23 protein-coding genes and 3 tRNA genes are annotated in these 26,495 nt (G+C 68.4%); 17 read left to right on the top strand and 9 right to left on the bottom strand.

From position 1 onward, the window contains the following. The first annotated feature begins 373 nt into the window (after positions 1-373). From QC765_RS03160 to QC765_RS03145, 4 genes are all read left to right on the top strand, one after another. Positions 374-445 (top strand) — tRNA-Gly (locus QC765_RS03160). 25 nt (positions 446-470) lie between these two features. Continuing rightward, positions 471-541: transfer RNA gene (locus tag QC765_RS03155), tRNA-Cys, on the top strand. Positions 542-557: 16 nt separating this feature from the next. Beyond that, positions 558-632 (top strand) — tRNA-Val (locus tag QC765_RS03150). Between the two features lie 64 nt (positions 633-696). Then, positions 697-1,197 carry a GNAT family N-acetyltransferase gene (locus tag QC765_RS03145; protein WP_278312962.1) on the top strand — a complete coding sequence of 167 codons (501 nt, stop codon included), beginning with the start codon at positions 697-699 and terminating at the stop codon, positions 1,195-1,197. Positions 1,198-1,221: 24 nt separating this feature from the next. Here the strand turns inward: QC765_RS03145 and zapE are convergent, their stop codons facing one another. Further along, positions 1,222-2,241: a cell division protein ZapE gene (zapE, locus tag QC765_RS03140; protein ID WP_278312961.1), complete on the bottom strand. Its 1,020-nt coding sequence runs from the start codon at positions 2,239-2,241 to the stop codon at positions 1,222-1,224. A 34-nt stretch (positions 2,242-2,275) separates the two neighbouring features. On the opposite strand from zapE, the gene QC765_RS03135 reads away from it, so the two are divergent. From QC765_RS03135 to QC765_RS03125, 3 genes are all read left to right on the top strand, one after another. Continuing rightward, complete coding sequence (locus QC765_RS03135) at positions 2,276-3,037, top strand: pyrimidine reductase family protein (RefSeq protein WP_278312960.1); 762 nt, start codon at positions 2,276-2,278, stop codon at positions 3,035-3,037. Positions 3,038-3,045: 8 nt separating this feature from the next. Then, the gene (locus QC765_RS03130; RefSeq protein WP_278312959.1) at positions 3,046-4,623 is read left to right on the top strand and encodes an alpha/beta fold hydrolase; all 1,578 of its coding nucleotides are present in this window, start codon (positions 3,046-3,048) and stop codon (positions 4,621-4,623) included. A 112-nt stretch (positions 4,624-4,735) separates the two neighbouring features. Further along, a complete protein-coding gene (locus QC765_RS03125; RefSeq protein ID WP_373876659.1) occupies positions 4,736-5,971 on the top strand; it encodes a glycosyltransferase family 87 protein in 1,236 nt (411 codons plus the stop codon). 168 nt (positions 5,972-6,139) lie between these two features. Here QC765_RS03125 and QC765_RS03120 read toward each other — a convergent pair whose 3' ends face one another. Further along, positions 6,140-6,679: a DUF6636 domain-containing protein gene (locus tag QC765_RS03120; protein ID WP_278312957.1), complete on the bottom strand. Its 540-nt coding sequence runs from the start codon at positions 6,677-6,679 to the stop codon at positions 6,140-6,142. A 121-nt stretch (positions 6,680-6,800) separates the two neighbouring features. Beyond that, positions 6,801-7,859: a hypothetical protein gene (locus QC765_RS03115; protein ID WP_278312956.1), complete on the bottom strand. Its 1,059-nt coding sequence runs from the start codon at positions 7,857-7,859 to the stop codon at positions 6,801-6,803. Positions 7,860-8,176: 317 nt separating this feature from the next. Between QC765_RS03115 and QC765_RS03110 the strand changes: the two genes are divergently transcribed. The 6 genes from QC765_RS03110 (at position 8,177) to msrB (ending at position 16,170) form a co-directional block, all read left to right on the top strand. Next, positions 8,177-9,688 (top strand): flavin-containing monooxygenase, encoded by a 1,512-nt coding sequence (locus QC765_RS03110; protein ID WP_278312955.1) that lies wholly within the window; start codon positions 8,177-8,179, stop codon positions 9,686-9,688. 195 nt (positions 9,689-9,883) lie between these two features. Continuing rightward, a complete protein-coding gene (locus QC765_RS03105) occupies positions 9,884-11,191 on the top strand; it encodes a beta-propeller fold lactonase family protein (protein ID WP_278312954.1) in 1,308 nt (435 codons plus the stop codon). Positions 11,192-11,503: 312 nt separating this feature from the next. After that, positions 11,504-12,838 (top strand): beta-propeller fold lactonase family protein, encoded by a 1,335-nt coding sequence (locus QC765_RS03100; RefSeq protein ID WP_278312953.1) that lies wholly within the window; start codon positions 11,504-11,506, stop codon positions 12,836-12,838. A 314-nt stretch (positions 12,839-13,152) separates the two neighbouring features. Continuing rightward, positions 13,153-14,388 (top strand): beta-propeller fold lactonase family protein, encoded by a 1,236-nt coding sequence (locus QC765_RS03095; RefSeq protein WP_278312952.1) that lies wholly within the window; start codon positions 13,153-13,155, stop codon positions 14,386-14,388. A 254-nt stretch (positions 14,389-14,642) separates the two neighbouring features. Then, entirely contained in the window at positions 14,643-15,701 is a 1,059-nt protein-coding gene (locus tag QC765_RS03090) for a YVTN family beta-propeller repeat protein (protein WP_278312951.1), read from the top strand. Between the two features lie 46 nt (positions 15,702-15,747). Then, on the top strand, positions 15,748-16,170 hold the full coding sequence (gene msrB, locus QC765_RS03085) for a peptide-methionine (R)-S-oxide reductase MsrB (protein WP_278312950.1): 423 nt from the start codon (positions 15,748-15,750) through the stop codon (positions 16,168-16,170). Positions 16,171-16,312: 142 nt separating this feature from the next. On the opposite strand, the gene hemQ is transcribed toward msrB, so the two are convergent. From hemQ to hemE, 3 genes are read right to left on the bottom strand one after another with little or no spacing between them, the layout of a single operon-like run. Further along, positions 16,313-17,008, bottom strand: a complete 696-nt coding sequence (gene hemQ, locus QC765_RS03080) for a hydrogen peroxide-dependent heme synthase (protein ID WP_278312949.1) — start codon at positions 17,006-17,008, stop codon at positions 16,313-16,315. 5 nt (positions 17,009-17,013) lie between these two features. Then, on the bottom strand, positions 17,014-18,384 hold the full coding sequence (locus QC765_RS03075) for a protoporphyrinogen oxidase (protein ID WP_278312948.1): 1,371 nt from the start codon (positions 18,382-18,384) through the stop codon (positions 17,014-17,016). Beyond that, positions 18,384-19,460 (bottom strand): uroporphyrinogen decarboxylase, encoded by a 1,077-nt coding sequence (gene hemE / locus QC765_RS03070; RefSeq protein ID WP_278312947.1) that lies wholly within the window; start codon positions 19,458-19,460, stop codon positions 18,384-18,386. The genes QC765_RS03075 and hemE overlap by 1 nt, the downstream gene beginning before the upstream one ends. Before the next feature lie 236 nt (positions 19,461-19,696). On the opposite strand from hemE, the gene QC765_RS03065 reads away from it, so the two are divergent. The 3 genes from QC765_RS03065 to QC765_RS03055 are packed head-to-tail and all read left to right on the top strand — an operon-like array spanning position 19,697 to position 21,867. Next, positions 19,697-20,236 (top strand): DUF3000 domain-containing protein, encoded by a 540-nt coding sequence (locus QC765_RS03065; RefSeq protein WP_373876657.1) that lies wholly within the window; start codon positions 19,697-19,699, stop codon positions 20,234-20,236. A gap of 60 nt (positions 20,237-20,296) precedes the next feature. Continuing rightward, a complete protein-coding gene (locus QC765_RS03060) occupies positions 20,297-21,574 on the top strand; it encodes an HRDC domain-containing protein (RefSeq protein WP_278312945.1) in 1,278 nt (425 codons plus the stop codon). Continuing rightward, entirely contained in the window at positions 21,571-21,867 is a 297-nt protein-coding gene (locus QC765_RS03055) for a hypothetical protein (RefSeq protein ID WP_278312944.1), read from the top strand. The genes QC765_RS03060 and QC765_RS03055 overlap by 4 nt, the downstream gene beginning before the upstream one ends. 26 nt (positions 21,868-21,893) lie before the next feature. On the opposite strand, the gene dxs is transcribed toward QC765_RS03055, so the two are convergent. From dxs to QC765_RS03040, 3 genes are all read right to left on the bottom strand, one after another. Then, a complete protein-coding gene (dxs, locus tag QC765_RS03050) occupies positions 21,894-23,864 on the bottom strand; it encodes a 1-deoxy-D-xylulose-5-phosphate synthase (RefSeq protein WP_278312943.1) in 1,971 nt (656 codons plus the stop codon). A gap of 115 nt (positions 23,865-23,979) precedes the next feature. Further along, positions 23,980-25,347, bottom strand: coding sequence for a class I SAM-dependent RNA methyltransferase (locus QC765_RS03045; protein ID WP_278312942.1), 1,368 nt, complete (start codon positions 25,345-25,347; stop codon positions 23,980-23,982). Beyond that, positions 25,344-25,985, bottom strand: coding sequence for a DUF3159 domain-containing protein (locus QC765_RS03040; RefSeq protein ID WP_278312941.1), 642 nt, complete (start codon positions 25,983-25,985; stop codon positions 25,344-25,346). Before QC765_RS03040 ends, QC765_RS03045 begins: the two co-directional genes overlap by 4 nt. A gap of 154 nt (positions 25,986-26,139) precedes the next feature. Between QC765_RS03040 and QC765_RS03035 the strand changes: the two genes are divergently transcribed. After that, complete coding sequence (locus QC765_RS03035; protein ID WP_278312940.1) at positions 26,140-26,448, top strand: hypothetical protein; 309 nt, start codon at positions 26,140-26,142, stop codon at positions 26,446-26,448. Positions 26,449-26,495: the final 47 nt, after the last annotated feature.

Here is a 26,495-nt window from a genome sequence, read left to right as displayed (position 1 = left end):
CGGCGGGCGGTGGCGGGTGGCGGGTTGCCGGCAGCCGCCGATGGCGATCCGCGGCCGGTCGTTGGCAAAAGCACGGGATCTCGCCAAACGCGATAGAAGCGACACCGGGTTTTCGACGGCTTCTATCGCGTTTGCGGGCGGCAGGCGGCCGTCGCTGGCGGCAGCGGCGGCCGCCGACTGGCAGGCAACGGCAGCCGCGCCACGACCAACGCGCCCCGTCCGCGAAACCTGCTGTTCACCAGGAGTCCTCCCGGAGTCGGAGCGGACGACACGCAAGACCCCCGCAGTGGATTTGTCACTCAGCCACACATCCGCTAATGTTCTCAACCGCACCGGCAATCGGGACCGCAAGGAACCAGGAGCGGCGGAGCATGCGGATGTAGCGCAGTGGTAGCGCATCACCTTGCCAAGGTGAGGGTCGCGGGTTCGAATCCCGTCATCCGCTCAAGAGGTTGGGCTTGACCCCCTATGGTGGAGTGGCCGAGTGGTGAGGCAACGGCCTGCAAAGCCGTGCACACGGGTTCGATTCCCGTCTCCACCTCTTCTCAGAGGTTCCCGCGCGATTAGCTCAGTGGGAGAGCGCTTCCCTGACACGGAAGAGGTCACTGGTTCAATCCCAGTATCGCGCACCATATGTTTCACGATCATGTGCGGGTCGATGATGCAGCTGCGACTGATGCGGCTGAGGTCAGTCGTGTGGCTGCCATCACCTTCCCTCTCGCATGCCCAGCAGCCATGTCCATCGAGGACATGGCTGCTTTTGTTGATCAGCACCTCACGCGGGAGAAGTTCACCCGGTACATCGCCAGCGAGCACCATCGCGTGCTCGTGCTTCGCGAATCATCGAGCATCGCCGGCTACGCGCTCATCGCGCTCGATTCGCCCCCGGAACCACACAGCGCCCAGCTCGACGATCCAGCGATCAGCGTGGCCATGGGAACCGCGGAGCTCAGCAAGTTCTACCTGCTGCCCAACCATCATGGGCAGGGCCACGCGACGCTCCTGATGCGGCACGTGCTCGCGGGGGTCCGCGCCTGCCAGGATCGGATGTGGCTAGGCGTGAACCAGGAGAATCATCGGGCGCAGTCGTTCTACCAGCGCAACGGGTTCACGCAGGTCGGTACGCGGAAGTTCACGGTTGGCGCGAGCACCGAGCAGGATCTCCTCCTCGCGCGCCCGCTCGGCTGCGGCCACTGATCGATCCTGCTGACCCCCCGCTGCTCACCCAGTGGTGCGGGCCTGCTCGCCGAAGCGGGAGAGCGCAAGCAGCCGGGAGGTCGCGCGCAGGTACTTCTTGCGGTATCCGCCGGCGAGCATTTCCTCGGTGAAGATCTCGTCGAGCTTCGACCCGGACACAATGACGGGGATGCTCGCGTCATACAGGCGGTCGGCGAGCACCACGAAGCGCAGCGCCACGGCCTGGTCCTGCGCGGGGTGGACGTCCTTGAGGAACACCGCGGTGACACCGTCGACGAGCTTTCCGTAGCGGGAGGGGTGCAGGGTGGACAAATGCTTGCACAGGTCATCGAACTCGTCGAGAGTGGCCCCGTCGGTCCGCGCGGCGCGCTCCTCGAGCTCGTCGCTGGAGATGGGCTCCGGGGCGGGCGGAAGGTCACGGTGGCGGTAGTCGGGGCCGTCGATGCGCACGGTCTCGAACACCGAGGCGAGCTTTCGGATCTCGCGGAGGAAGTCCTGGGCCGCGAACCGGCCCTCGCCGAGCTGGCCGGGCAAGGTGTTGGAGGTCGCGACGATCGATACGCCACGCTCCGCGAGCTCGGTGAGCAGGCGCGAGACCAGCATCGTGTCACCGGGATCGTCGAGCTCGAACTCGTCGATGCACAGCACTGAATGGCCCGAGAGCTCCTCGACGGCCTTCATGAATCCGAGCGCCCCGACCACGTGGGTGAGCTCGACGAAGGTACCGAACGACTTCGGCTCGGGCACCTCGTGGTAGATCGACGCGAGAAGGTGGGTCTTGCCCACTCCGAAGCCGCCGTCGAGGTAGAGCCCCGCGCCAACGGTGTTCTTCCTACCGAAGAGCTTCTTCTTGCCGTTGCGCTTGTGGTTGACGGTCCGGGCGAACTCGCGCGCGGCATTGACCGCTGCTTCCTGCGAGGGCTCCGCGGGATCGGGGATGTACGAGTCGAAGCTCACCTCGTTGAACATCGCGGGCGGCACCAGCTGGGCCACCAGTTGGTCGGCGGGGATCACCGGTGTGCGGTCGACAAGGCGTGCGGTCATTGCCAAATCCTATCGACGTGGGCAGATTGGCAGTGTGCCCACTCCCCTTTCTGCGATCCAGTTCACAGCATCGAGCGCCGCGCCGGACCTCCCGAGGCTCTACGAGTATCCCGAGAGTCCTTGCCTGCGAGTCAACTTCGTGTCCAGCATCGACGGCGCCGCCATGATCGACGGAGCGTCGGCCGGATTATCCAGTCCGCTCGACAAGAAGATCTTCAGGCTGTTGCGCGAGCTCGCGGACGTGGTGATCGTGGGCGCGGGCACGGCGCGCGCCGAGGGCTACTCCGGGGCGCGGATCGATTCCGGAGCGCGGCAGCTGCGCGTCGAGCGGGGCCAGCAGCCGGTCCCCCCGATCGCGGTGGTGACGGGCCGGGCCGACCTGGACCCGGAGCACACCTTGTTCACCAGCACCGAGGTGCCGCCAATGGTGCTCACCAGCAGCGAGGCCTCCCCCAGCAGGAAGCAGCGCCTCCGGGACGCGGGCGGCGACGTCATCGAGCTCGAGCCTCGCGAGGGGCATGCGGTGCACCCGGGCGATGTGCTGGCGGCGCTGCGGGAGCGCGGACTCGGACACATGCTGTGCGAGGGAGGGCCGTCGCTGCTGGGGGCGCTGCTGCGCCACGATCTCGTTGACGAGCTGTGCCTGACCATAGCGCCCGTGCTCGTGGGCGGGGACGCGCCACGGATCGCGGTGGACCGGACCGCTGTGGCGCATCGGATGCGGCTCGCGCATACCCTGGCAGATGGCGACGGATCATTGTTCACGCGATGGGCGCGCGCGGACCAGGACAAGTAGGGAGCATCGTGCCAAGTAGGCGTTTACTGATCGTGGTGGCGCTCGGCGCGGCCTGCGCGCTAGTCGCGTCCTGCGGCTCCGTGCCCTCGGAGCGCCCGCCGCTCGCGATCGATCGTGGCGCGGCGCCAGCCGCCGACAGCGTGGACGGTCCAGTCGCTCCCCCGGGCCTGTCAGTGCCAGAGAGCGACCTGGCCTGGACGGAGTGCGCGGGAGAGGTCACTGCCGCGCATGAGCTTCCGCCGCTGCCGCCCGGCGTCCAGCTCGACTGCTCCACCCTCATCGTTCCTGTTGATCACTCCGGCAGCCTCGTCGAGCCGATCGAGCTAGGTGTGGCGCGCGCCCGCCTCGAGGGAACGCCCGTTGACGCGCCTCCAGTCGTGCTGACGACAAGCACCGCGCAGGCGTCCTCCCGCGCATTGGCGACGATGGCCGCCGAGTCCTCTCCCCTGATCGCCTCCCGTCCGGTCGTAGCGGTGGATCGGCGTGGCACGGGTCTCTCGACCCCGATCAGCTGCCTGAGCCAGGGGCTGATCGAGGAGCACATCGATTTGACCCGGGATGCCGACGACATCGCGGATCGCACCGCTGCGGTCGCCAGGATCAGCCGGGAGTCGACTCTCTCCTGCACCGACCAGCTCGAGCCGATGGAGACGTTCTTCACCGTGGAGAACGCCGCACGTGACCTGGAGCTGCTTCGTGCCGAATGGGGGCTCGATAGGCTCGCCCTCGTTGGCTCCGGGGAAGGCGCGACGCTCGCGCTCACCTACGCCACCCTGTTCCCGGACAAGGTGTCGAGACTGGTGCTGGATTCGCCGCTCGCCATGCCCACCGCGCCACCGCCCATTCCCGGCAGTGACAACCTCGCCAGCGCCATGCAGCAATCCGAGGGAGCCGAGGCGGCGATGGGGGCGTTCGCCGCGCACTGCACCGCCACCGACTGCGCCCTCGGCCCCGACCCGATCGCCACGATCCAGGAGATGATCGCTGACGCCCGCGCGGGCCGCCTCGGGTTCGTCACCCCGGGAACGATCATCAGCACCACCATCGGGCTGCTCGGCGACAGCAAGGGCACCGCCGAGCAGCGCATGGATACCCTCGCTGCCGCGCTCGCCCAGGCACGAAACCGGCAGCCCGCGGAACTACTGCGGCTTAGCCTCGGCCAGCACGCCGCAGGCTCCTCCGACGGCCAGTACATCGGCCGGTGCAGCGATACCCTGGCCCGCGCTACCGCGGCGGATGTGCAGGAGCGCGCGGAGCAGTGGCGCAACGACCATCCGATCGTGGGCGACCAATTGCTGCTGCGCACCTTGCTCTGCACTTCCTGGCCCACCATCGAGCTCGTTCCCACCGACCTCGAAGCGCCCCTTCCCACGATGCTGCTCGAGGGGACGCGGGATCCGCGCGCGGGCGCCGGCACCATACGTGAGCTACGCGGCCAGTTGCTCGCCAATGGCTCCACCGTTTCCAGCGTTACCTGGCAGGGCACCGGCCATGGCGCGGTGCTCAGCTCCGCTTGCGCGGCCGAGCAAGTTGCGTTCTTCATCACGGATGGGCAGGCTTCAGCTGCGACGACCTGTCCCCGCTGACCCACCCGTGGGTGTCATGCAGCAAAGCGCGTCCGAGTTGGGGTAGTTTACCTGCGTGTTTCCCTCACAGTTGACGTCACGAACTCCCTTGACCACGGCGGGCATCATCACGATGGTGGCATGGCCCCTCGCGGTGCTCACGGTGATCCACCGGACGATCATCCTGGCGTTCAACGGTGCGGTGACCAATGACTTCCTGCCGATCTACACCGCCGCGCAGAACTTCCTGAACAACCGCGACGTGTATCTCGACAATTTCAACTGGACGCATCCGCATTACTTGTATCCGCCAAGTGGCACTCTGATGATCTCGCCGCTGGGCTACATGGACTATGACATCGCGCGACGTACCTACATCATCATCAATGCCATTGCGGTGCTGCTTGCGGCGTACTACCTGCTGAAGCTCTTCGGTTTTGGCATCCGATCAGTGGCGTTCCCGGTCACGGTGCTCGCGATGTTCAGCACCGAGTCCGTGTCCAACACATTGATCTACACGAACATGAACGGGCTGATCTTCCTCGCCGAAGTGCTGTTCATCAAGTTCCTCCTCGAGCGCCGCCTGTGGTGGGCGGGCGTGCCGATGGGCCTCACAATCGCCATCAAGCCGATCCTGTTGCCCTTGCTGGTGTTCCCTTTCCTCAAGAAGCAATGGCAACCCTTCATGGGGGCCATCGGAATACCCATCGTGCTGCTGACTATCGCGTGGCCGCTGTCGAAGGACCCGGCCCGTTTCGTTCGCGAGACAGCCCCCTACCTAGCGGAATCCCGCGACTACTTCAATAGCGCGATCTCTGGCAACGCCGTCTACTACGGGTTGCCTGATTGGCTCGTGCTCGGCCTGCGCGGCGGCATGGCCGTGATCGTGCTCATCTCCCTATGGCTGCTATTCCGGTACTACCGCCACGAGGAACTGTTCTTCCTCTGCACCGCAGCGAGCGTGATCCTGACCGCGCAGTTCCTCATCGGGTCGCTCGGGCAGATGTACTACTCGATGCTGATGTTCCCGCTGCTGATGACCGTGGTGATGCGCAACTCCGTGGTCCGCAACTGGCCGGCCTGGCTGGCCGCCTACGGGTTCCTCACGTTCGACATGTGGTACTCGGTGCCGTGGCGGCAGTTTGGCGAGGCTGCACAGTTCCTCCGCACCACGTTCGGCTGGACGCTCATCCTCATTGTCGTGTTCGTCGTGCTGATCAACCGGTGGCTCGACGCCCGCCGCCTCGGCACGCTCCATGAAGGACTCGATCCGCCGTACATCCGCGACGATGTCGAGTACAGCGGCATCCCGGAGCGGTATCGGTACCCGGAGGGGCGGCCCGGCAGCAAGACTGCCGTGGCAGAGTAGCTGGGCAATGGGCTAGCGCCGCAAACGGTAGCTGGGCAATGGGCTAGCGCCGCAAACGCGATAGAAACCGCCGACAACCCGGTGCAATTTCTATCGCGTTTGGCAGTTTCCGGTGCTTTTGGCGTCGCGCGGCCTTTCCAGCGCAGCGACTGGCCGGAGTTCGGCCTGCTAGAACAGGTCGATGCCCTCGCGGGCTATGTGGAAGCCCGCACCGGAACCTAGGTCGTTGCAGGTGACACCGGTCGTCATGCTCGCGCACCGCACCCCCTGCTCGGTGATGTGCTGGCCATAGTCGAGCGCTGCGGACGGCCCCGTGGGCGCGATGGCCCCGTTGGAGCAGGTCCCCTTCATCGCCTCGCCGTCGATGAGAACGGCGGAGAGATACCATGCGATGTTCTCGCCGCAATGCCCGGGGCGGGGCGGCGCGGGCTCTTCCGAGTCCTTGATCTGGCAGGCAACGGACGGGGAGTTTCGGCCCTCCGGGCCGTGCGAGCCAGCGAGGCGCGGGCCGAACCAGCAGAGGATGTTGCCCGTCGGCGATTCGAAGCTCACGACGTCCCCGTCGGTGAATGCCCCGGCCTCGACGGCTTCGCTGGCCTCGCCTTCCTCACCGATCGGCGTTGCCCGCTGTCCGCCGTCCGCACAGCCAGCCACCAGCGTGATCGCGAGCGCCGCCCCTGCCACATGTCCCATCGAGAGTCTCGGCATGCGCGACAGTGTACGCAGGACCTCCATGCCTGGGCCTCCCTTGCGCGCCCTGGCTGAGTCCTTGTCCGACGACCATGCCGATCGGCCAACCACTCCTGCAGCTCGCGCCGGCAGGATGCGACTACGGCGCCGGGATCCACGATTCGCTGTAGCTATCGAGCTGCCAATCCTGTCGCGGCCCGGCCCCTTCGCATGCGACATCAGTGAGCCAGATGGTGCGGCCCGGGTCCCAGCCGGCGATGACCGAGGCAGTCTCGGCGTCCACTCGAAGGGCACGCGTCGCACTGCTGAGATAGCACAAGGGTGTGAGATGAACGGCGTCCCACTCACCTGCGACGCGCTCCCAGTCAGGGATGACCCACCGGCCGTCGCGGCCCGTGGCGCGGAACCAGTCATGCCGCCGGGACGCGGTGACCTCGAGCGGAAAGGATCGACACAGCAGTATCCAGTCCTCCTCCGAGCGGACCTCGAAGGTCCGGCCTCCCCCGCGGACCGGTATCGTTGTGGCTCCTTCCCACCCGAACCCGTCTTCCACGAGACCGAGTTCCAGGGCAGGACGACCGATGGTCTCGATGAGGCCCAGCGGCATTGACCACCAGCTGCCGGTATCACCGGCATGGGGGTTGCGCGGGCGTGTCCGCGCGGCCCGCGCTTCCTCCGCGCGCGCATCGGCCGACCACTGCCTGAGTGCTTGTCGCGGATCCTTCGGCAGTGGCGGCCAGGCGTTGGCTGATCGCCAATCGATGGCCCACTGGTCGGTCCGGCGAGGCTCCACGAGCCACTCCATGATCGGTGACGACACGATGCGCGCGGCGAGCCGCGAGAGGGCAGCCTGGATGGTCGGCTGGCTCGCGAGCGCGTCCGCACCGTCGGGCTCCTGCCAATACCTGGCTGAGTCCACTGACAGGGCTAGAGCATTCTGGATCCTGGCCGCGTCCACGTCGGCGAGATCGAGCGAGGCCACGCGATCCGAGAGCTGCTCCAGCGAGGAAGCGGGGAACGGATCGCCGCCCGGAGCGTTCTGGATCAAGCGCACCCCGGAGGAATCGTTCACTACCTCGACACCGTGCTCGAGTTCGAAGGCGGCGGTCAGGATGTCCGGGTCCAGGCCTTTGGCAAGCTCGAGGCAACAACGTCGTCCGCGAGGCCCTGCCAGGAGTCTTTCAACGTCGCGATTCATCTGGCGGCTTCTTACCTATCCGTCGTGCTGGAAATGCTGTGCCCTCGCGCCGGACTGTCCACGCTCCCCGAGCGTACGCGGCCAACCAGGACGACGACCCCGCTCCAGCGTGGCCCGCCGGATTGGATAACGGCGCCCCCTGCCGCCAGGAAGCCCCGGAACCCTGTGGTGTGACGCCCGTCATTGCCGACCAGCCCGACTATCCGGTACACATTGACTCACACATCCGACGGCTTGTCCGGCGCAACGACGCGTCCCCGCACCGCAAGCCACCCCCGCGGCACCAGGCCGCGACCCCACTCGAAGGGATACCAACGTTGCTATCCAGCACCGCTCCGACAGTCCACACCACCCGCACGCTCATCATCGGCACGGGATTCTCCGGCATGGGCATGGCGATCCAGCTCCTGCGCTCCGGCCAGTCCGACTTCCTCATCATCGACAAGGCCGATGACTTCGGCGGCACTTGGCGCGACAACACCTACCCCGGTTGCGCCTGCGACGTGCCCGCGCACATGTACTCGTTCTCGTTCGAGCCCAACCCCCGATGGAGCAAGCTGTGGGCCGGGCAGCCCGAGATCTTCGACTACATGAAGTCCGTCGCCGCGAAGCACGACCTGCAGGGACATACCCACTTCGGCCGCACGTTCACCGGGGCCGAGTGGAACGAGAGCAGCCAGACCTGGACGGCCAGGACCGCCGAGGGCGACACCTACGAGGCGGAGTTCCTCGTCTCCGGCGTCGGCGCCCTCCACATCCCCAGCATCCCCCGGTTCACCGGGGATGAGGAGTTCACCGGAACCACGTTCCATTCAGCGCGGTGGGACCACAGCGTCGACCTCCGCGGCAAGAAGGTCGCGGTGATCGGCACCGGCGCCAGCGCCATCCAGTTCATCCCGCAGATCGTCGACGACGTGGCCGAGCTGCATCTCTACCAGCGCACGCCCGCGTGGGTGCTGCCCCGCACCAACGTGCCGATCCCCGCCCCGGCCCGCGCCGCGATCACGCGGGTTCCTGGACTGCGGAAAGCGATCCGCGGCAGCCTCTACAGCATCCAGGAATCCCTCGCGTTCGGGCTCAACGGCAACTCGAACGTCATGAAGCCCCTCGAATCACTGGGCAAGTGGAACGTGGCGCGATCGATCAAGGACCCCGAGCTTCGCAGGAAGCTGACGCCCGACTACCGGATCGGCTGCAAGCGCATCCTCGGCTCCTCGACGTACTACCCTGCTCTCGCCCGCGAGCACACCACGGTGGTCACCGACGGCATCGAGCGCTTCACCGCGAACGGGATCGTCGGTGCGGACGGTGTCGAGCGCGAGGCCGACGTCATCATCTACGGCACCGGCTTCCACGTCACCGATTCGATGGACAGCGTTGACATCATCGGGCGCGACGGCCTGAACCTTGGCGAGCATTGGCGGGACAAGGGCATGGAGACCCATCTCGGCATCACCGTCAACGGGTTCCCCAACGCGTTCTTCCTGCTCGGCCCCAACACCGGGCTTGGCCACAACTCCGTGGTGTACATGATCGAGCAGCAGATCGGCTACATCCTCGAAGCCATGCGGATCGCCGGCGAGCGCAACGCCGCGGTGGAGGTCACGGCTGCGGCACAGCGCGCCTTCAACGACGAGATCCAGGCAAAGCTCTCCGCGGGCGTGTGGTCAACGGGTGGCTGCACGAGCTGGTACCTCGACTCCCAGGGCATGAACCGCACCATCTGGCCCGGCTACACCTTCCAGTACCGGGCACGCACCAAGAGGGTCAACGTGTCCGACTTCATCCTCCACCAGGATCGCGAGGATACGCTCCCGGCTGCAAGCTGAGGACCGCGACTGCGAGGGTGGCCCGAGATCGGGTCACCCTCGCAGTCGCGTTCGTCTCATTTGGGTCTCTTTCTGCCCAGCGAAACACCGGCAACCTCAGTGAATGGTGTGATGCACGGAAGGTCTGCGGGCAGCACCGGGCACTCCCGTCGCGCCGCATCGCAGGCCCGGATCTCGTGCAGGAGAACAGGGGCCATGATCGTGACAATCGCCATCACCACACCCAAGCCTGGCCGCGCGCCACGGAACCGGTTGCCGCGGGCGGTCACACTGCTGCTCGCCCTCGCTACTGCCCTCGCCATGGCCGCGCTGCCGGCAGCCGCGGACACCGTCACCGCCACTATCCCCGTAGGCGATGGCCCGACCGGGGTGGCCGTCACCCCCGACGGCGCCCTCGCCTACACCGCCAACTTCAACGAGGACTCGGTGGCCGTGATCGACACGGGCACCAACACCGTCACCGCCACCGTCGGAGTCGGCGACGCCCCGCGCGGGGTCGCCATTACCCCGGACGGCGCCTTCGCCTACATCACCAACGAACTCAGCGACTCGGTGTCGGTGATCGACACCGCCACCAACACCTCCGCGACCAATATCCCCGTCGGCGACGGCCCGATCGGGGTGGCCATCACTCCCGACGGCGCGTTCGCCTACGTCGCCAACTTCAGCGACGACACGGTGTCGGTGATCGACACCGCCAGCAACACGGTGACCGCCTTCCCCGTCGGCGACGCCCCGCGCGGGGTGGCCATCACCCCCGACGGCGCCCGCGCCTACATCACCAACCAAAACAGCGACTCGGTGTCGGTGATCGACACCGCCAGCAACACCGTCACCGCCACGGTTCCCGTCGGCGACGCCCCGCGCGGGGTCGCCATCACCCCCGACGGCGCGTTCGCCTACGTCACCAACTTCAGCGACGACACGGTGTCGGTGATCGAGACCGCCACCAACACCGTCACCGCCACCATCGGAGTCGGCGACCTCCCGATCGGAGTGGCCATCACCCCGGACGGCACCCGCGCCTACGCCGCCAACAACAACGACGACTCGGTGTCGGTGATCGATACCGCCACCAACACCGTCACCGCCACCATCGGAGTCGGCGACCTCCCGTCCGGGGTGGCGGTCAACCCGGACGGCACCCGCGCCTACGTCACCAACTCCGGCGGTGACTCGGTGTCGGTGATCACCATCGAGGTCGCCCCCACCATCACCGGCACGCCCCCTGCCGGTACCGTCGGCGAGCCCTACGCCTTCGCGTTCACCACCACCGGCCAACCTGCGCCGACGGTCACCACCGACGACCCGCTGCCCGCCGGGCTGGTCCTCGGCCCCGACGGCACCCTGTCGGGCACCCCCACCCAGTCCGGGACGTTCCCGATCACGGTCACCGCGTCGAACGGCGTCGACCCCGATGCCACCGACGACGTGGTGATCGAGATCGCCCCGAAGCCCTGCACAGGCTTGATCTGCCTGCCCACCGGATCCTCCGGCAGCTAGGCCGTCGCGGCCCGCCGCTGCCGCTCGACGAGCAGCTTCTTGACGCGGGGCACGACCAACGCGACTGACTTCGTCCTGCACAAGAATCGCGAGGACTCGCTCCCGGCTGCAAGCTGAGGACCGCGACTGCGAGGGTGGCCCGAGATCGGGCCACCCTCGCAGTCGCGTTCGTCTCATTTGGGTCTCTTTCTGCCCAGCGAAACACCGGCAACCTCAGTGAATGGTGTGATGCACGGAAGGTCTGCGGACAGCACCGGGCACTCCCGTCGCGCCGCATCGCAGGCCCGGATCACGTGCATGAGAACAGGGGCCATGATCGAAACGATCGCGATCACCACAGCACGCACGCTCATCCGGGCACCACGGCCCCGCGCGCCTCGGAACCGGTTGCCGCGGGCGGTCACACTGCTGCTCGCCCTCGCTACTGTCCTCGCCATGGCTGCGCTGCCGGCAGCCGCGGATACCGTCACCGCCACGATCCCCGTCGGCGACGGCCCGCGCACGGTCGCGATCACCCCCGACGGCGCCCGCGCCTATGTCACCAACCAGTTCGGGGCCTCGGTGTCGGTAATCGAAATCGCCACCAACACCGTCGTTGCCACTGTCCCCACCGGCGGGAGCGCGCCGTTCGTGGTAGCCATCACCCCTGACGGCGCCCGCGCCTATGTCACGCTCCTCCAGAGCGACTCGGTGGCAGTGATCGACACCGACACCAACACCACCACGACCACCATCCCCGTAGGCGACTTCCCGTCCGGGGTGGCCATCACGCCCGATGGCTCCCGCGCCTACGTCACCAACTCGGGCGAAAGCTCGGTGTCGGTGATCGACACCAGCACCAATGCTGTCGTCGGCGCGCCGATCCCCGTCGGCTCCGTGCCGCGCGGGGTGGCGATCACCCCCGACGGCGCTCGCGCCTACGTGACCAACCAGTCCAGTGACTCGGTGTCGGTGATCGACACTGCGACCAACACCGTCACCACCACCATCGGAGTCGACGACAGTCCGCAGTTTGCGGCCTTCTCCCCCGACGGCGCCCGCGCCTACGTCACCCACACCGGAGGCAACTCGGTGTCGGTGATCGACACCGCCACCAGCGCCGTGATTGACACGATCCCCACCGGGACCGCCATGGTCGGGGTGGCGATCACTCCCGACGGCACCCGCGTCTATGCCACCCAGATCATCAGTGACGCGGTGTCGGTGATCGACACCGCCACCAATGCCGTTATCGACACCATCCCCGTCGGCGATTTCCCGACCTCCGTTGCCATCACCCCCGACGGCACCCGCGTCTACGTCGCCAACCAGATCCAATCCACCGTCTCGGTGATCACCATCGAGGTCGCCCCCACGGTCTCCGGCACTCCACCCGCCGGGACCGTCGGGCAGCCCTACGCCTTCGCGTTCACCACCACCGGCCAGCCTGCCCCGACGGTCACCACCGCCGACCCGCTCCCGGCCGGGCTAGTACTCGCGGGCGACGGCACCATCACGGGCATCCCCACCGAGGCCGGCACCTTCCCGATCACGGTCACCGCCACCAACGCCATCGCCCCCGACGCCACCACCGACGTGGTCATCGAGATCGCGCCGCAACTGTGCATCGGCTCGATCTGCTTGCCCTCCGGATCGTCGGGCAGCTAGACCACCACGACCGGTCGATGCCCCTCGGCGCGCAATTCCATGACGCGGGGCACGCCGTCCTCGCCGCGCACCTGGAGGGTCCGCGGTCGGCCCCGCGCCGGCATCGGCCCCGCGAGCAAGATTCACCGGATTGCACACTTTGTTTCTCCTGATGCGCATGGTGCTGCTGTGGCATATTCGTTGGGTGTCGCGCCGCCGGGTTACGCTGCGCGTTTTCCTGGCAGGGCGAGCCTGCCCCGAGATGAGGATCAGCCATGCCGTCAACGCCCTCGACCACAGCAGCCCCCCGAACCCGGTGGCGAGCCGCCGCCCGGATGATTGTCCCTACAGTGGTGGTCGCCCTCGCCGCCGCGCTGCCCGCCACCGCCGCTGCGGACACGGTCACCGCCACCATCCCCGTCGGCGACGGCCCGTCCGGGGTGGCCATCACCCCCGACGGCGCCCGCGCCTACGCCGCCAACTTCAACGACGACGCGGTGTCGGTGATCGACACGGCCACCAACACCGTCACCGCCACCATCGGAGTCGGCGATGGCCCGCTCGACGTGGCCATCACCCCCGACGGCGCGTTCGCCTACGTCGCCAACTTGGGCGATGACTCGGTGTCGGTGATCGACACCGCCAGCAACACCGTCACCGCCACCATCCCCGTCGGCGACGGCCCGATCGGGGTGGCCATCACCCCCGACGGCACCCGCGCCTACGCCGCCAACTTCAACGACGACACGGTGTCGGTGATCGACACCGCCAGCAACACCGTCACCGCCATCCCCGTCGGCGACGGCCCGCGCGGGGTCGCCATCACCCCCGACGGCGCGTTCGCCTACGTCGCCAACTTGGGCGATGACTCGGTGTCGGTGATCGACACCGCCACCAACACCGTCACCGCCATCCCCGTCGGCGACGGCCCGCTCGACGTGGCCATCACCCCGGACGGCGCCCGCGCCTACGTCACCAACTTCAACGACGACACGGTGTCGGTGATCGACACGGCCACCAACACCGTCACCGCCACCATCGGAGTCGGCGGCCTCCCGATCGGGGTGGCCATCACCCCGGACGGCGCCCGCGCCTACGCCGCCAACAACAACGACGACTCGGTGTCGGTGATCGACACCGCCACCAACACCGTCACCGCCACGATCCCCGTCGGCGACGCCCCGTTCCGGGTGGCGATCACCCCCGACGGCACCCGCGCCTACGTCGCCAACAACATCGACGACTCGGTGTCGGTGATCACCATCGAGGTCGCCCCCACCGTCACCGGCGCGCCCCCCGCCGGGACCGTCGGGCAGCCCTACAACTTCGCGTTCAGCACCACCGGCCAGCCTGCCCCGACGGTCACCACCGCCGACCCGCTCCCCGCCGGGCTGGTCCTCGGCCCCGACGGCACCCTGTCGGGCACCCCCACCGAGGCCGGCACCTTCCCGATCACGGTCACCGCCACCAACGCCATCGCCCCCGACGCCACCACCAACGTGGTGATCGAGATCGCCCCCGCCGAGTGCTCCGGCTCGATCTGCCTGCCCTCCGGATCGTCGGGCAGCTAGACCACCACGACCGGTCGATGCCCCTCGGCGCGCAATTCCATGACGCGGGGCACGCCGTCCTCGCCGCGCACCTGGAGGGTCCGCGGTCGGCCCCGCGCCGGCATCGGCCCCGCGAGCAAGATTCACCGGATTGCACACTTTGTTTCTCCTGATGCGCATGGTGCTGCTGTGGCATATTCGTTGAGTGTCGCGCCGCCGGGTTACGCTGCGCGTTTTCCTGGCAGGGCGAGCCTGCCCCGAGATGAGGATCAGCCATGCCGTCAACGCCCTCGACCACAGCAGCCCCCCGAACCCGGTGGCGCGCCGCCGCGCGGACGATGGTCCCAGCCATCGTCGTGGCCCTCGCCGCCGCGCTGCCCGCCACCGCCGCTGCGGACACGGTCACCGCCACCATCCCCGTCGGCGACGGCCCGTCCGGGGTGGCCATCACCCCCGACGGCGCCCGCGCCTACGCCGCCAACTTCAACGACGACGCGGTGTCGGTGATCGACACCAGCACGAACACGGTCACCGCCACCGTCCCCGTCGGCGCCGGCCCGATCGGAGTGGCCATCACCCCGGACGGCGCCCTCGCCTACACCGCCAACTCCGATGATGACTCGGTGTCAGTGATCGACACCGCCACCAACACGGTCACCGCCACCGTCCTCGTCGGCGACACGCCGTTCGGGGTGGCCATCACCGCCGACGGCACCGGCGCCTACGTCACCAACTTCAGCAGTGACTCGGTGTCGGTGATCGACACCAGCACGAACACGGTCACCGCCACCGTCCCCGTCGGCGACCGCCCGCGTGGGGTTGCGGTCACCCCGGACGGCGCCTTCGCCTACGTCGCCAACTTGGGCGATGACTCGGTATCGGTGATCGACACCGCCACCAACACGGTCACCGCCACGATCCCCGTCGGCGCCGACCCGTTCGGGGTTGCGGTCACCCCGGATGGCGCCCGCGCCTACGTCGCCAATGTCGGTGGGGACTCGGTGTCGGTGATCGACACTGCCACCAACACTGTCACCGCCACGATCCCCGTCGGCGACGCCCCGAATGGTGTGGCCATTTCCCCCGACGGCGCCCGCGCCTACGTCACCAACGCGTTCGGTGACTCGGTGTCGGTGATCGACGCCGCCACCAACACGGTCACCGCCACCGTCCCCGTCGGCGACGCCCCGCAGGGACTTGCCATCACCCCCGACGGCACCCGCATCTACGTCGCCAACAACGTCGACGACTCGGTGTCGGTGATCACCATTGATATCGCCCCCGCCGAGTGCTCCGGCTCCCTCTGCTTGCCCTCCGGATCGTCGGGCAGCTAGACCACCCCTAGCGGCACGGGACCGGAAAACCTATTAGCGTTGTGGCATGGGTTCTGATCAATTGCCACCGCCGCGCTTCGAGCTTGCTGATGCCGAGTGGCGCAAGAAGCTGTCATCCATCGAGTACGCGGTGCTGCGGCAGGCCGGGACGGAGCGTCCGTTCACTGGCGAGTACACCGATACCACCACCGAGGGCATCTACGAGTGCCGGGCGTGCGGGGCGGAGTTGTTCCGCAGCAGCGAGAAATTTTCCTCGCATTGCGGCTGGCCGTCGTTCTTCGACCCGGCCGACTCGGATGCTGTACTGCTTCGGGAGGACCGCTCGCTGTTCACGCGCCGCGTGGAGGTAGTGTGCCGCAATTGCCATAGCCATCTGGGGCATGTATTCGAGGGCGAGGGCTACCCCACCCCCACCGATCAGCGGTACTGCATTAACTCGGTTTGCTTGCGGTTGCGTCCCGCCGAGTAGCCGCGCCCGCTCCAGGATCGGTCGTGGGCTGAGCCCCCCCCCCGGAAGTGTTACCGTTTGCACCCTCCGGCGGCCGTGCGAGGTTGCAAAACCGCACACAACGCGGCCATCTGGCCTGGCCACCTTCTGCCGGCGCGCAGCGTCAGGGCAGCGCCCGCACCAATGCCTCGGGCTCCACGCGCGGGCCAGTATAGAAGGGGATCTCCTCGCGGACATGCAGGCGTGCCTCGGTGGCGCGCAGGTCGCGCATGAGGTCGACGATGCGGTGCAGCTCGGGCGCCTCGAAGGCGAGGATCCACTCGTAGTCGCCGAGCGCGAACGAGCTCACGGTGTTCGCGCGCACGTCCGGGTAGCCCCGGGCGGCCTTGCCGTGGTCGGCGAGCATGGTACGGCGTTCCGCATCGGGCAGCAGGTACCAGTCGTAGGAGCGCACGAAGGGGTACACGCAGATGTAGTTGCCGGGGTCTTCTCCGGCGATGAACGCGGGGATGTGGCTCTTGTTGAACTCGGCGGGCCGGTGCAGGGCGGCGACGCTCCACACGGGGCTGCTCGCGCGACCGAGGATCGTGGTGCGCCGGAAGTCCTGGTAGGCGGCTTGGAGCTGCTCGATGCTCTCGGCGTGCGTCCAGATCATGAAGTCGGCGTCGGCCCGCAGGCCGGAGACGTCGTAGAGGCCCCGGACAATCACCCCGCGCTCGTCGAGGTCGTCGAGGTAGCGCTGCAGGTCCGCGCGCGCGGCCTCCCGGTCCTCGCCGAGCAGTCCGGGCTCCACCCGGTACACGGAGAACATGAGGTAGCGGATGGTGTCGTTGAGCGCCTTGTAATCGAGCCGTGCCATGCGCCCTATCCTGCCACGCCCGAGAGTGCTTGCGCGACGGCCGCGTCGGCGGTGGCTATGCAGGCGGGCACGCCCACGCCGTGAAGGTAGGCACCCGCGAGAGCGAGGCCAGGCAGGGGCGTGACGGCATTCTCGATGGCGGCAACGCGCTCGGCGTGGCCAGGCTCGTACTGCGGCAGCCCGTCCCGCCAGATGTGCAGGCGCGTAGCGAGCGGTGCATCCGCCACTCCGGCAACGGCCTGCAGGTCCGCCCGCGCGACCTCGATGATCCGTGCATCAGGCTGGTCGAGGATGCTGGTTCCGGGCGCATCACCGAAGCGGCCGAGGGAGACGCGCACGAGGTTGCGGTGGGCCTGGTGGGTCCACTTGCGGCTGGTGAAAGTGAACGCCTTCGCGGTGAGGTCCTCGCCCGTTGCAACCAGCACGCCGGAATGCTGCGGGATCCCGGCGTCGAGCGGCAGGTCGAGGGTGACCAGCGCCGCCGATGCGTGCTGGATACGAGCAAGCTCGCGCGCTGCTGCTGGTGCGGCCTGCGCGAGGAGGCGTGCGGCGGCGGGCGCGGGCGTGGCGATGACGACGATATCGGCGTGCCCGAGCGGTCCTGCGTCCCATCCTGGGCCATCGGAGCGCAGTGGTTGCTCGAGGGATTCCCGCGATCGCTCAGCGCGAGCCGCTTGCTCCAGCGCCTCGACAAGGATGCGATAGCCGTCGCGGAACGTGGCGAACACGGGGCCTGCCGGTCCCGGGCGCAGGGCCGAGCGGGCCGCTGCGGTGACGCTGGTGGCACCGTTGTCGAGCGCGGCAGCAAGCTCGGGGGTGGCGGCGCGCACGCCGATATGCTCGGTGCCGCCGCCGTAGACGCCCGCCATGAGGGGATCGACGGAACGCTGGGCCACCTGGGGCCCGAAGCGCTCGGCGAGGAGTCCTCCGAGGCTCATGTCCTGCCCTGGAGTCCAGTCCAGGGGTTGTCCCGGCTCGTCGGCAATGCGGGCGAGGGTGACGGCATCCACAAGCCCCTCGAGCGCCTCGGGACCCAGGGGAATGCCCATGTAGGTCCCTGTCGGCATGGGGTGGAGCTCATGCCCGGCCCAGATGGCCGGACGCAGGCCGGAGGGGTGAACGAGCTGATCGGCGATACCGAGCTCGTCAGCGAGCCGAGTCACCTCGGGGCGACGCCGCACGAATGCCTCCGCCCCGAGCTCCACCGGCCCCCCGTGCTCCCCGAGGCTCCCGGTGCGAAGCTTGCCGCCGCTCGCGGGATCAGGATCAGCGACGACAATGGCCGCGGCAGGGCCGAGCTGCTGCCGCAGGCGATAGGCGGCCAGTAGCCCGGAGATTCCCGCGCCGAGCACGAGAGCACGTGGCGAGGCAGCCATCAGAGGGAATGGACCAGCTCGACGACGCGGGTGATCACGGTCGGGTCGGTGTCGGGCAGCACGCCGTGGCCGAGGTTGAAGATGTGCCCGATCGCACCGGCCTGCTGCGCGGCATCCGCCTCGCGGACGATGCGGCGGACCTCGTGCTCGATCGTGGCCCAGTCCGCGAACAGCACGGCCGGATCGAGGTTGCCCTGGATCGCCTTGCCCGGCCCGATGCGTTTCACGGCCTCATCGAGCGGCACCCGGAAGTCGACGCCCACCACGTCCGGGCCGGCCTCGCTCATTGCGCCGAGCAGCTCGCCGGTGCCTACGCCGAAGTGGATGCGGGGCACACCGGTGGACGCGAGCTCATCAAGGATGCGGCTGGAGTGCGGCAGCACGAACCGGCGGTAGTCCGCGAGCGACAGCGCGCCCGCCCAGGAGTCGAACAGCTGGACCGCATCCACCCCGGCGCGGATCTGCGCCTGCAGGAAGACGATGGCGATGTCGGCGAGCTTGCCGAGCAGCGCGTGCCAGGAGTCCGGATCACTGTGCATCAGCGCCTTGGTGTGCTCGTGGTTGCGGCTCGGGCCGCCCTCGACGAGATACGAGGCAAGGGTGAACGGGGCACCAGCGAACCCGATCAGCGGGGTGTCGCCGAGCTCGTTGACGAGGATGCCGATCGCATCGGTGACCGCGCCGACCTCCTCTGGCCGCAGGCGCGGGAGCGCGGCGATGTCCGCGGAAGCACGCAGCGGATGCTGCACGACGGGGCCACGGCCCGCGACGATGTCGAGGTCCACCCCGGCGGCCTTGAGCGGCACCACGATGTCGGAGAACAGGATTGCCGCATCGACTCCGTGGCGGCGCACCGGCTGCAGGGTGATCTCCGAGACGAGCTCGGGACGGAAGCAGGACTCGAGCATGCCGATGCCCTTGCGGAGCTCGCGGTACTCGGGCAGGGACCGGCCTGCCTGTCGCATGAACCACACGGGTCGCTGGCTCGGGCGGGAGCCAGTGGCGGCGGCGAGGAACGGGGCAGCGGGGAGCAGGCGGCGGGTCGCGCCCGCGGGCCTCGGCAGTGAGTCACTCATGATGCCTCCATACTCCCACGTCTAGCGACGTGCCCGGTGCCACACCCGAGCAAGATCATCGGCAGGTGGCGCGGATCATGCTTCCCGCGCATTCATTTCAGCACAGAACGGTTTCAGACCGTCACGACCAACGGCGCGCCTCCGTGTCGTGCCGGCGTGTCACCGATACCGTCCGACTCGTGACGACTCAAGGGGCACCAAGCGAACCGGAACCGTTCCGCACTGCGGTCGAATCCATGACAAGCGCGGCCGTGCGCCCAGAGATCAAGCTGGGCCCCATCCGGCCGCCCCAGCGGCTCGCGCCGCACAGCTACGCGCTCGGCGCGGAGATCAAGCACTCGGGCACCGACCCCGTCGGCGAGTACTCCGACGGCGATGCCTTCGGGCGCCTCATCCTGCTCTACGACCCCCAGGGCGACGAGGCATGGCAGGGCACGCTCCGGCTCGTGGCCTACATCCAGGCTGATGTCGATGCCACGCTCGCCGAGGATTCCTTGCTTCCCGAGGTGGCGTGGAGCTGGCTCCACGATGCCCTCGAGGCCCGCACCGCGGAATATGTGGCGCTGGGCGGCACCATCACCGCCACCACCTCGGTCCGGTTCGGCGAGATCGCTGGACCACCCAAGGCCCACCAGCTCGAGATGCGGGCCTCCTGGACGTCGCAGACGTTGATGATCAAGTCCCAGGTCGAGGCGTTCTGCGAGGTGCTCGAGTACGCGGCCGGATTGCCACCGGTCGGCATCACCTCCATCGGCACCCGCTTCCCGCAGTCATGAACCAGGCCTGGGCCGAGCATGCCGTCCCCGCCACGCAGTGATCGCGTAGCCTTGCCATCCATGGGCGCATCATTGGGCGAGAATCCCCCCGAACCCGACACATCGCCACCCGTCCCTCTGCTCGCGCCCCGGGACGGGGCACCCACGCTGGTAGCCACCCCGGATTCCCTTGCCGCAGCGGTCGATGCGCTGGCAGCGGGCAGCGGGCCGCTGGCGGTCGATGCCGAGCGCGCCTCGTCGTACCGCTACTCCGCGCGCGCCTACCTGGTGCAGCTGCGCCGCGAGGGCTCGGGAACCATTCTCATCGACCCCATCAGCCTCGAGGGCCACTTCGAGGCACTCGCCGAGGTCATCAATCCGCTCGAGTGGATCCTCCATGCCGCGGACCAGGACCTTCCCGGCCTCGCCGAGCTTGGCCTGCGGCCAGCACGCTTGTTCGACACCGAGCTCGCGAGCAGGCTCGCCGGGTTCGAGCGCGTGGGGCTTGCCGCCGTCACCGAGCGGCTCCTCGGCCTCAGCCTCGCCAAGGGCCACGGCTCCGACGATTGGTCCCGCCGCCCGCTGCCAGCCCCCTGGCTCAACTACGCCGCGCTCGACGTCGAGATCCTCATCGAGCTGCGCGAGATCCTCGGCAACGAGCTGGCCGACCAGGGCAAAGCGAGCTGGGCGGCGCAGGAGTTCGAGCAGGTGCGCACCCGCGAGCCCGCCCCGACCAATCCGCACCGGTGGCGGCGCACCACCAACATTCACACGGTGCGCGATCGCAGGGGCCTCGCCATCGTCCGCGAGCTATGGCTACAGCGCGACTGGATCGCCGCTAGCGCCGACATCGCTCGCAAGCGGCTCCTGCCTGATGCGGCACTCATCGCCGCTGCGAACCAGCAGCCCTCAAGCGTCGCGGAGCTGCTCGGGCTCCGCAGCTTCAATGGCCCCCGGCAACGCCGCCGCGCGCCGACTTGGTTCGCTGCCATCGAGCGTGCCCAAGCGATCCCCGCCGCCGAACTGCCGCCCACCCGGTTGCCCGGCGATACCAACGGGCGCGGTGGCACCCCGCGCCCCCGCACCGGCACCGATGCCGCGCAGCGCTACACCGCGATGCGGGAGGCACTCACCGCGATCAGCACCACGCACGCGGTGCCTGTGGAGAACCTGGTGCCCTCTGATCTGGTGCGGCAGCTCGCGTTCGAGCCCCCCGAGCCACTTGATGTCGCTAATGTCCGAAGTGTGCTGCGAGCTGGCGGCGCTAGGGAATGGCAAGCCGAGCTGGTGGCCGAGCCCATCGAGAAAGCACTCCAGGCGGCGGTCCCTGCCGAGGAGAAGGAAGCAGGAAGCCCGTGAAACGCCCCCAGGTGGCCCGCGTGATGGCCGCGTGCTGCGCCGCATTGTGTGCTGTTGGCCCAGTAGCGGCTTGCTCCGGCGGGATCCTCGGCAACCGCGGTGGCGACACCACGTGCGCTGATTTCCTCAGCCAGGACGAGGAAGCGCAGCGCGACACCGTGCGCGCGTACCTCGAGGAGCGTGGGGGCGAGGAGCCGATGAACCTCGAGATCAGCGGCACTCGCGTCGTCATAGTCGGCTTCTGCACCACTTTCGGCCGGGACAGCGATCCGATCCGGTCGATCGAGGGGTAGCCCACCGCCCGAGAGGACCCTGGCGATCAGGCGCCGGGAGAGCCGGATGCCTTGGCGTTCACCTCATGAACGGCCGCGGCTCGCGCTTCGTCGGCATAGCCATTGCGCAGGGCCATCGTCTCGTCGCGCGCGATCCAGCCCGTTACCTGCCGCGCGATGTCCTGCGCCGCGAGGCCCAGCTCGGCGAGGATCTCGCTGCGCGACGCATGCTCCAGGAACTGCTGCGGCACACCGACCTCACGGAACCGCGTATCCACCTCGGCGGCGCGCAGGGCCGCGGCAAGAGCGGCGCCCGCTCCACCGTGAACCCCGGAATCCTCGAGGGAGACCACGAGCCTGTGCGTGGTAGCGAGCCGCACGATGCTCGTCGGCACGGGCAGCACCCACCGCGGATCGACCACGGTAGCGCTGATGCCCTGGCTGCGAAGGAGCGCCACGGCCTCGAGCGCGAGCACCGCGAACGGCCCGACGGCCACGAGCAGCACATCCGCGGGCGTGCCCTGGGATCCGTGCAGCACATCCACACCATCGCGGAGCCGCTCCAGCGCGGGAATGGGATCGCCCACCGGGCCCTTGGGAAAGCGCAGCGCGGTCGGCCCGTCGTCCACGAGCAACGCCTCGCCCAGCTCCTCCCGCAGCGTCGTGGCATCACGTGGGGCCGCGACACGCATGCCGGGGATGATGCCGAGCAGCGATAGGTCCCACATGCCGTTGTGGCTGGCCCCATCGGAACCGGTGATCCCCGCGCGATCAAGCACGAGCGTCACCGATTGCCCCAGCAGCGCCACGTCCATCAGCAACTGGTCGAAAGCGCGGTTGAGGAACGTCGAGTACACCGCCACAACCGGGTGCATGCCACCCATGGCAAGTCCGGCGGCCGAGGTCACGGCATGCTGCTCCGCGATGCCGACATCGAACATGCGATCGGGGTAGCACTTGCCGAACGCGGCAAGGCCGGTCGGTCCCGCCATTGCCGCAGTGATCGCGACGATGTCCTCGCGCTCGCGGGCACGCTGGATCAGCTCATCGGAGAACACGGACGTCCAGTCCACGATCGGCTTGCTCATGGCCGCGCCGGTCAACGGATCCATGATCCCGGTGGCGTGCATCTGGTCGGCCTCATGCGTCTCCGCGGGCCGGTAGCCACGCCCCTTGCCCGTCACCGCATGCACGATGACCGGACCGCCGAAGTCCTTCGCGAGGCGCAATGAAGCCTCCATGGCATGAAGGTCATGGCCATCGACCGGACCGAGGTACTTCACGCCCAGGTCGGAGAACATCGTCTGGGGGCTCACCGCGTCCTTGATGCCGGCCTTCATGCCGTGCAGCATCGCGTAGGCCGTATCACCAACGAGCGGGATGCCCTTGATCGCCTTGCGGCTGCTCTCAAGGACCTTCTCGTACCCGGAATGCAGGCGCAGCGCCGCGAGATGCTCGGCAAGGCCACCGATCGTGGGAGCGTAGGACCGGCCATTGTCATTGACGATGATCACTACGGGCCGATCGGCGCTCGCGATATTATTCAGCGCTTCCCAGCACATTCCGCCGGTGAGGGCACCATCTCCCACCACTGCCACCACATGCCGGGCGCGCTGCCCGGACAGCTCGAACGCCTTCGACAACCCGTCGGCATACGACAGGGCCGCGGAAGCGTGCGAGGACTCCACCCAGTCGTGCTCGCTCTCCGCCCGGCAGGGGTACCCCGAGAGGCCGCCGCGCTTGCGCAGGGTGTCGAACTGGTCCGCCCGCCCCGTGACGATCTTGTGCACGTACGCCTGGTGGCCCGTATCGAACAGGATCGCGTCATTCGGGGAGTCGAAGACCCGATGCATCGCCAGCGTCAGCTCGACCACGCCAAGATTCGGTCCGAGATGCCCACCGGTCGCCGCTACCTTGCGCACCAAAAACTCCCGGATCTCCCGGGAAAGGACCACGAGCTGGCCCGGGGTGAGGTCCCGCAGATCACTGGGTGTTCGCACGCGATCGAGAAGCCCCAACGAGACACTCCATTCGTCTTGTGGCATCCGCTTCCCGTGGCCGCCCTCGCGACCACGGTCCCCCCAGTCTACGGATTCAACCCCGCGGTTCCATTCGATGGGCGGGATTGCCGCGTCACCGCTGCAGCAGTGCCACGCATTCCATGTGGTGAGTCAACGGGAAGGCATCGAGCACCCGCAGGTCGGCGAGCTCGTAGCCCTGTTCGGCATACAACGCGCAATCCCGCGCGAACGCCGCGGGATCGCACCCGATGTGGATGATCCGGTCCGGCCCGGCTGCCGCGACCCGCTCGATCACCTCGCGCCCCGCGCCCGCCCGCGGCGGATCCAGCACGACGACGCGGGGGCGTGCCGTGAGTTCCGGGAGGGCACGGGCCGTGGGCAACGCATGGAAATGGACCTGGGGCATCCCTGCTAGTGCCCGCTCCCCCGCTGCGACAGCACGCGCGTCCGCCTCGACGGCCTCCACGTGCCCGCTGGGGCCAACCTGCTCGGCGAGGACGTGCGCGAACACGCCTGCCCCGCTGTAGAGGTCCCACGCGACATCGCCAGGACCAGCCGTGCTCCAGCCGCGTACCACCGCGCTATACCGCTCGGCGGCATGGCGGTGCGCCTGCCAGAATCCAGTCGCCGGCACCTCCCACGCTGTCTCGCCCACCACTTGCGCGGTATCGCCCGAGCCCTCGAGTATCCGCACCTCGCTCCGATGGGCCGCCCGCGCCCGCCGCGATGCGGCACGCTGCCGCGAACCACTCTGGGCCGCGCTCGCCCGGCCCCGCGCGTCAGGTGCCGTGACCGTCTCCACGATGTGCCGCTGCCCCGACGAGTCCGCGACAACAAGGAGCTCGCAGCCCGGTCGCCAGCCGCGCTCGCCGATCCCGTCGAGCAGCCCCGCCATCGCTTGCGGGCACCTCAAGTCCGCGATGACCTCGCTGCCCCGGTAGCGGCGGTAGCCCGCGTTGCCCTCCCGGTCCACGGCGAGCCGCACCCGGGTGCGCCAGCCGGTGAGCTCCGGCTCGCCCTCCTCGTGCAGCGATTCGACCTGCACGGCGCGGTCGATGTGGGCGATGCGGCGCAACTGGCCCTCGACCACGCGCGCTTTCCAGTCACGCTGCGCCACCGCATCCATGTGGGACAGGTCGCAGCAGCCCGCGCCATCGCTCGGCCCGGCATCCGCCTCGTCGCCAGTCGCTACGGGGCAGAGTGGCTCGACCCGGTGCTCCGAGGGCTCGAGCACCTCGGTGACCGCCGCGAAGCAGTAGCCGCCGCCCCGGTCCTCGGTCACCCGGGCCAGCACGCGCTCGCCCGGGATGCCGTGGCGGACGAACACGACGCGGCCCTCGTGCCGGGCCACGCAGAACCCGCCGTGCGCGGGGTCGCCGAGAACCACGTCCACCTCGCGGCCGGCCCACCCAGGATCACGCGGCTCGCGTCGCTGGTCGTGGTCGCTGCCCTGGCCGCCCGGCCCGGATCGGCGCGTCATGTTTCCGTCCTTTGCTCATCATCTAGGGATGCCTCCTGCTCGAGGGCGCGATCCGCGCGCCGCACAGCAAGCACCGTCACCACGAACGCCAGGGCCGCGAGCGGCCATCCCATGGACAGCCGCGCGAACGCGAGCCAGCCTGTCTGGTCCGTGTCATACAAGTGGGCCTGCACGAGATACCTGGCGGCGAACACCAGAACCCACGCGCCGGTCGCGAGATCGTAGTAGCGCCGCGCCACCCTGCTGCGCCGCCAATCCGTGCCCTTCTCGCTCAGGAAGCTCCAGATGACGCCCACGAGCGGCCATCGCAGCAGCATCGACAGCGCGAACACCGATCCGTAGGCCAGATTGGTGTAGATGCCGAAGAGGAAGAAGCCCCTCGCCTCGCCCGTGCGGTGCGCGATGAACGCCGCGATGCCCACACCAATGAAGCCCGAGATCGCTGGCTGGATCTGATCCTTGCGCACCAGGCGCCAAGCGAGGACCGCTGCCGCCGATGCGAGCGCGACCCACAGCGCGATGGTGAGCCCGGCGATGGTGTTCACGACGATGAAGACCACGATCGGCACCGTCGACTGGATCAGGCCGCTCGTGCCACCGAGTTGCTCCATGCGCGATTGCCGCTGCTCTTCCATCACCCTAGAAGGGTGCCATAGATGCCGCGCGTGTCCTATCCGCTGCAGTTCATGCCAATCCGCTGCTGTTCACGCCAAACGATGTTTGCGGGAACCGCAATCCGGGCATACTCGCTTTCGAGATTCCGCACGACCATTGACTAGAACGGTGAAGAACATGACATTCAAGCTCAACCGCCGCCTGCGCACGCTCCTCATCGCGGGTGCAGCCGCTCCTGTCCTGGCACTCACCGGATGCGCTGGCAACTCCGGCGGCGATACGACGTGCGCCGAGTTCGCCGATCAATCGCAGGAGGAGAAGCGCGAGACGATCTCTACCTACGTCCAGGAGCAGTCCGGCAGCGACTCCGAGCCAGCAGCGATCGCCGTCAACGCCGCGATGGCCGCCGTGACCGCTCTCTGTGCGGCCGAGGGCAACGGGGACGTCCCGATTCGCGAGGCAGATCTCGACCCGAACACCAACTAGCACGGGCACCGACCGAGCCACGCCTGCGTTCCCGGCAGGCGTGGCTC

Source organism: Hoyosella levis (genome assembly GCF_026008515.1).
In the GTDB taxonomy this organism is placed as follows: Bacteria; Actinomycetota; Actinomycetes; order Mycobacteriales; family Mycobacteriaceae; genus Lolliginicoccus; species Lolliginicoccus levis.
The sequence above is the reverse complement of the archived record's forward strand: the minus strand, read 5'-3'. Positions and strand labels throughout refer to the sequence as shown.

Excerpts from the sequence above, each read along its gene's own strand:
- zapE (WP_278312961.1), bottom strand. The coding sequence starts at position 2,241 with ATGACCGCACGCCTTGTCGACCGCACACCGGTGATCCCCGCCGACCAA.
- QC765_RS03125 (WP_373876659.1), top strand. The coding sequence starts at position 4,736 with ATGGTGGCATGGCCCCTCGCGGTGCTCACGGTGATCCACCGGACGATC.
- QC765_RS03120 (WP_278312957.1), bottom strand. The coding sequence starts at position 6,679 with ATGCCGAGACTCTCGATGGGACATGTGGCAGGGGCGGCGCTCGCGATC.
- QC765_RS03115 (WP_278312956.1), bottom strand. The coding sequence starts at position 7,859 with ATGAATCGCGACGTTGAAAGACTCCTGGCAGGGCCTCGCGGACGACGT.
- QC765_RS03105 (WP_278312954.1), top strand. The coding sequence starts at position 9,884 with ATGATCGTGACAATCGCCATCACCACACCCAAGCCTGGCCGCGCGCCA.
- QC765_RS03100 (WP_278312953.1), top strand. The coding sequence starts at position 11,504 with ATGATCGAAACGATCGCGATCACCACAGCACGCACGCTCATCCGGGCA.
- QC765_RS03095 (WP_278312952.1), top strand. The coding sequence starts at position 13,153 with ATGATTGTCCCTACAGTGGTGGTCGCCCTCGCCGCCGCGCTGCCCGCC.
- QC765_RS03090 (WP_278312951.1), top strand. The coding sequence starts at position 14,643 with ATGCCGTCAACGCCCTCGACCACAGCAGCCCCCCGAACCCGGTGGCGC.
- msrB (WP_278312950.1), top strand. The coding sequence starts at position 15,748 with ATGGGTTCTGATCAATTGCCACCGCCGCGCTTCGAGCTTGCTGATGCC.
- hemQ (WP_278312949.1), bottom strand. The coding sequence starts at position 17,008 with ATGGCACGGCTCGATTACAAGGCGCTCAACGACACCATCCGCTACCTC.
- QC765_RS03075 (WP_278312948.1), bottom strand. The coding sequence starts at position 18,384 with ATGGCTGCCTCGCCACGTGCTCTCGTGCTCGGCGCGGGAATCTCCGGG.
- hemE (WP_278312947.1), bottom strand. The coding sequence starts at position 19,460 with ATGAGTGACTCACTGCCGAGGCCCGCGGGCGCGACCCGCCGCCTGCTC.
- QC765_RS03065 (WP_373876657.1), top strand. The coding sequence starts at position 19,697 with ATGACAAGCGCGGCCGTGCGCCCAGAGATCAAGCTGGGCCCCATCCGG.
- QC765_RS03060 (WP_278312945.1), top strand. The coding sequence starts at position 20,297 with ATGGGCGCATCATTGGGCGAGAATCCCCCCGAACCCGACACATCGCCA.
- QC765_RS03045 (WP_278312942.1), bottom strand. The coding sequence starts at position 25,347 with ATGACGCGCCGATCCGGGCCGGGCGGCCAGGGCAGCGACCACGACCAG.
- QC765_RS03035 (WP_278312940.1), top strand. The coding sequence starts at position 26,140 with ATGACATTCAAGCTCAACCGCCGCCTGCGCACGCTCCTCATCGCGGGT.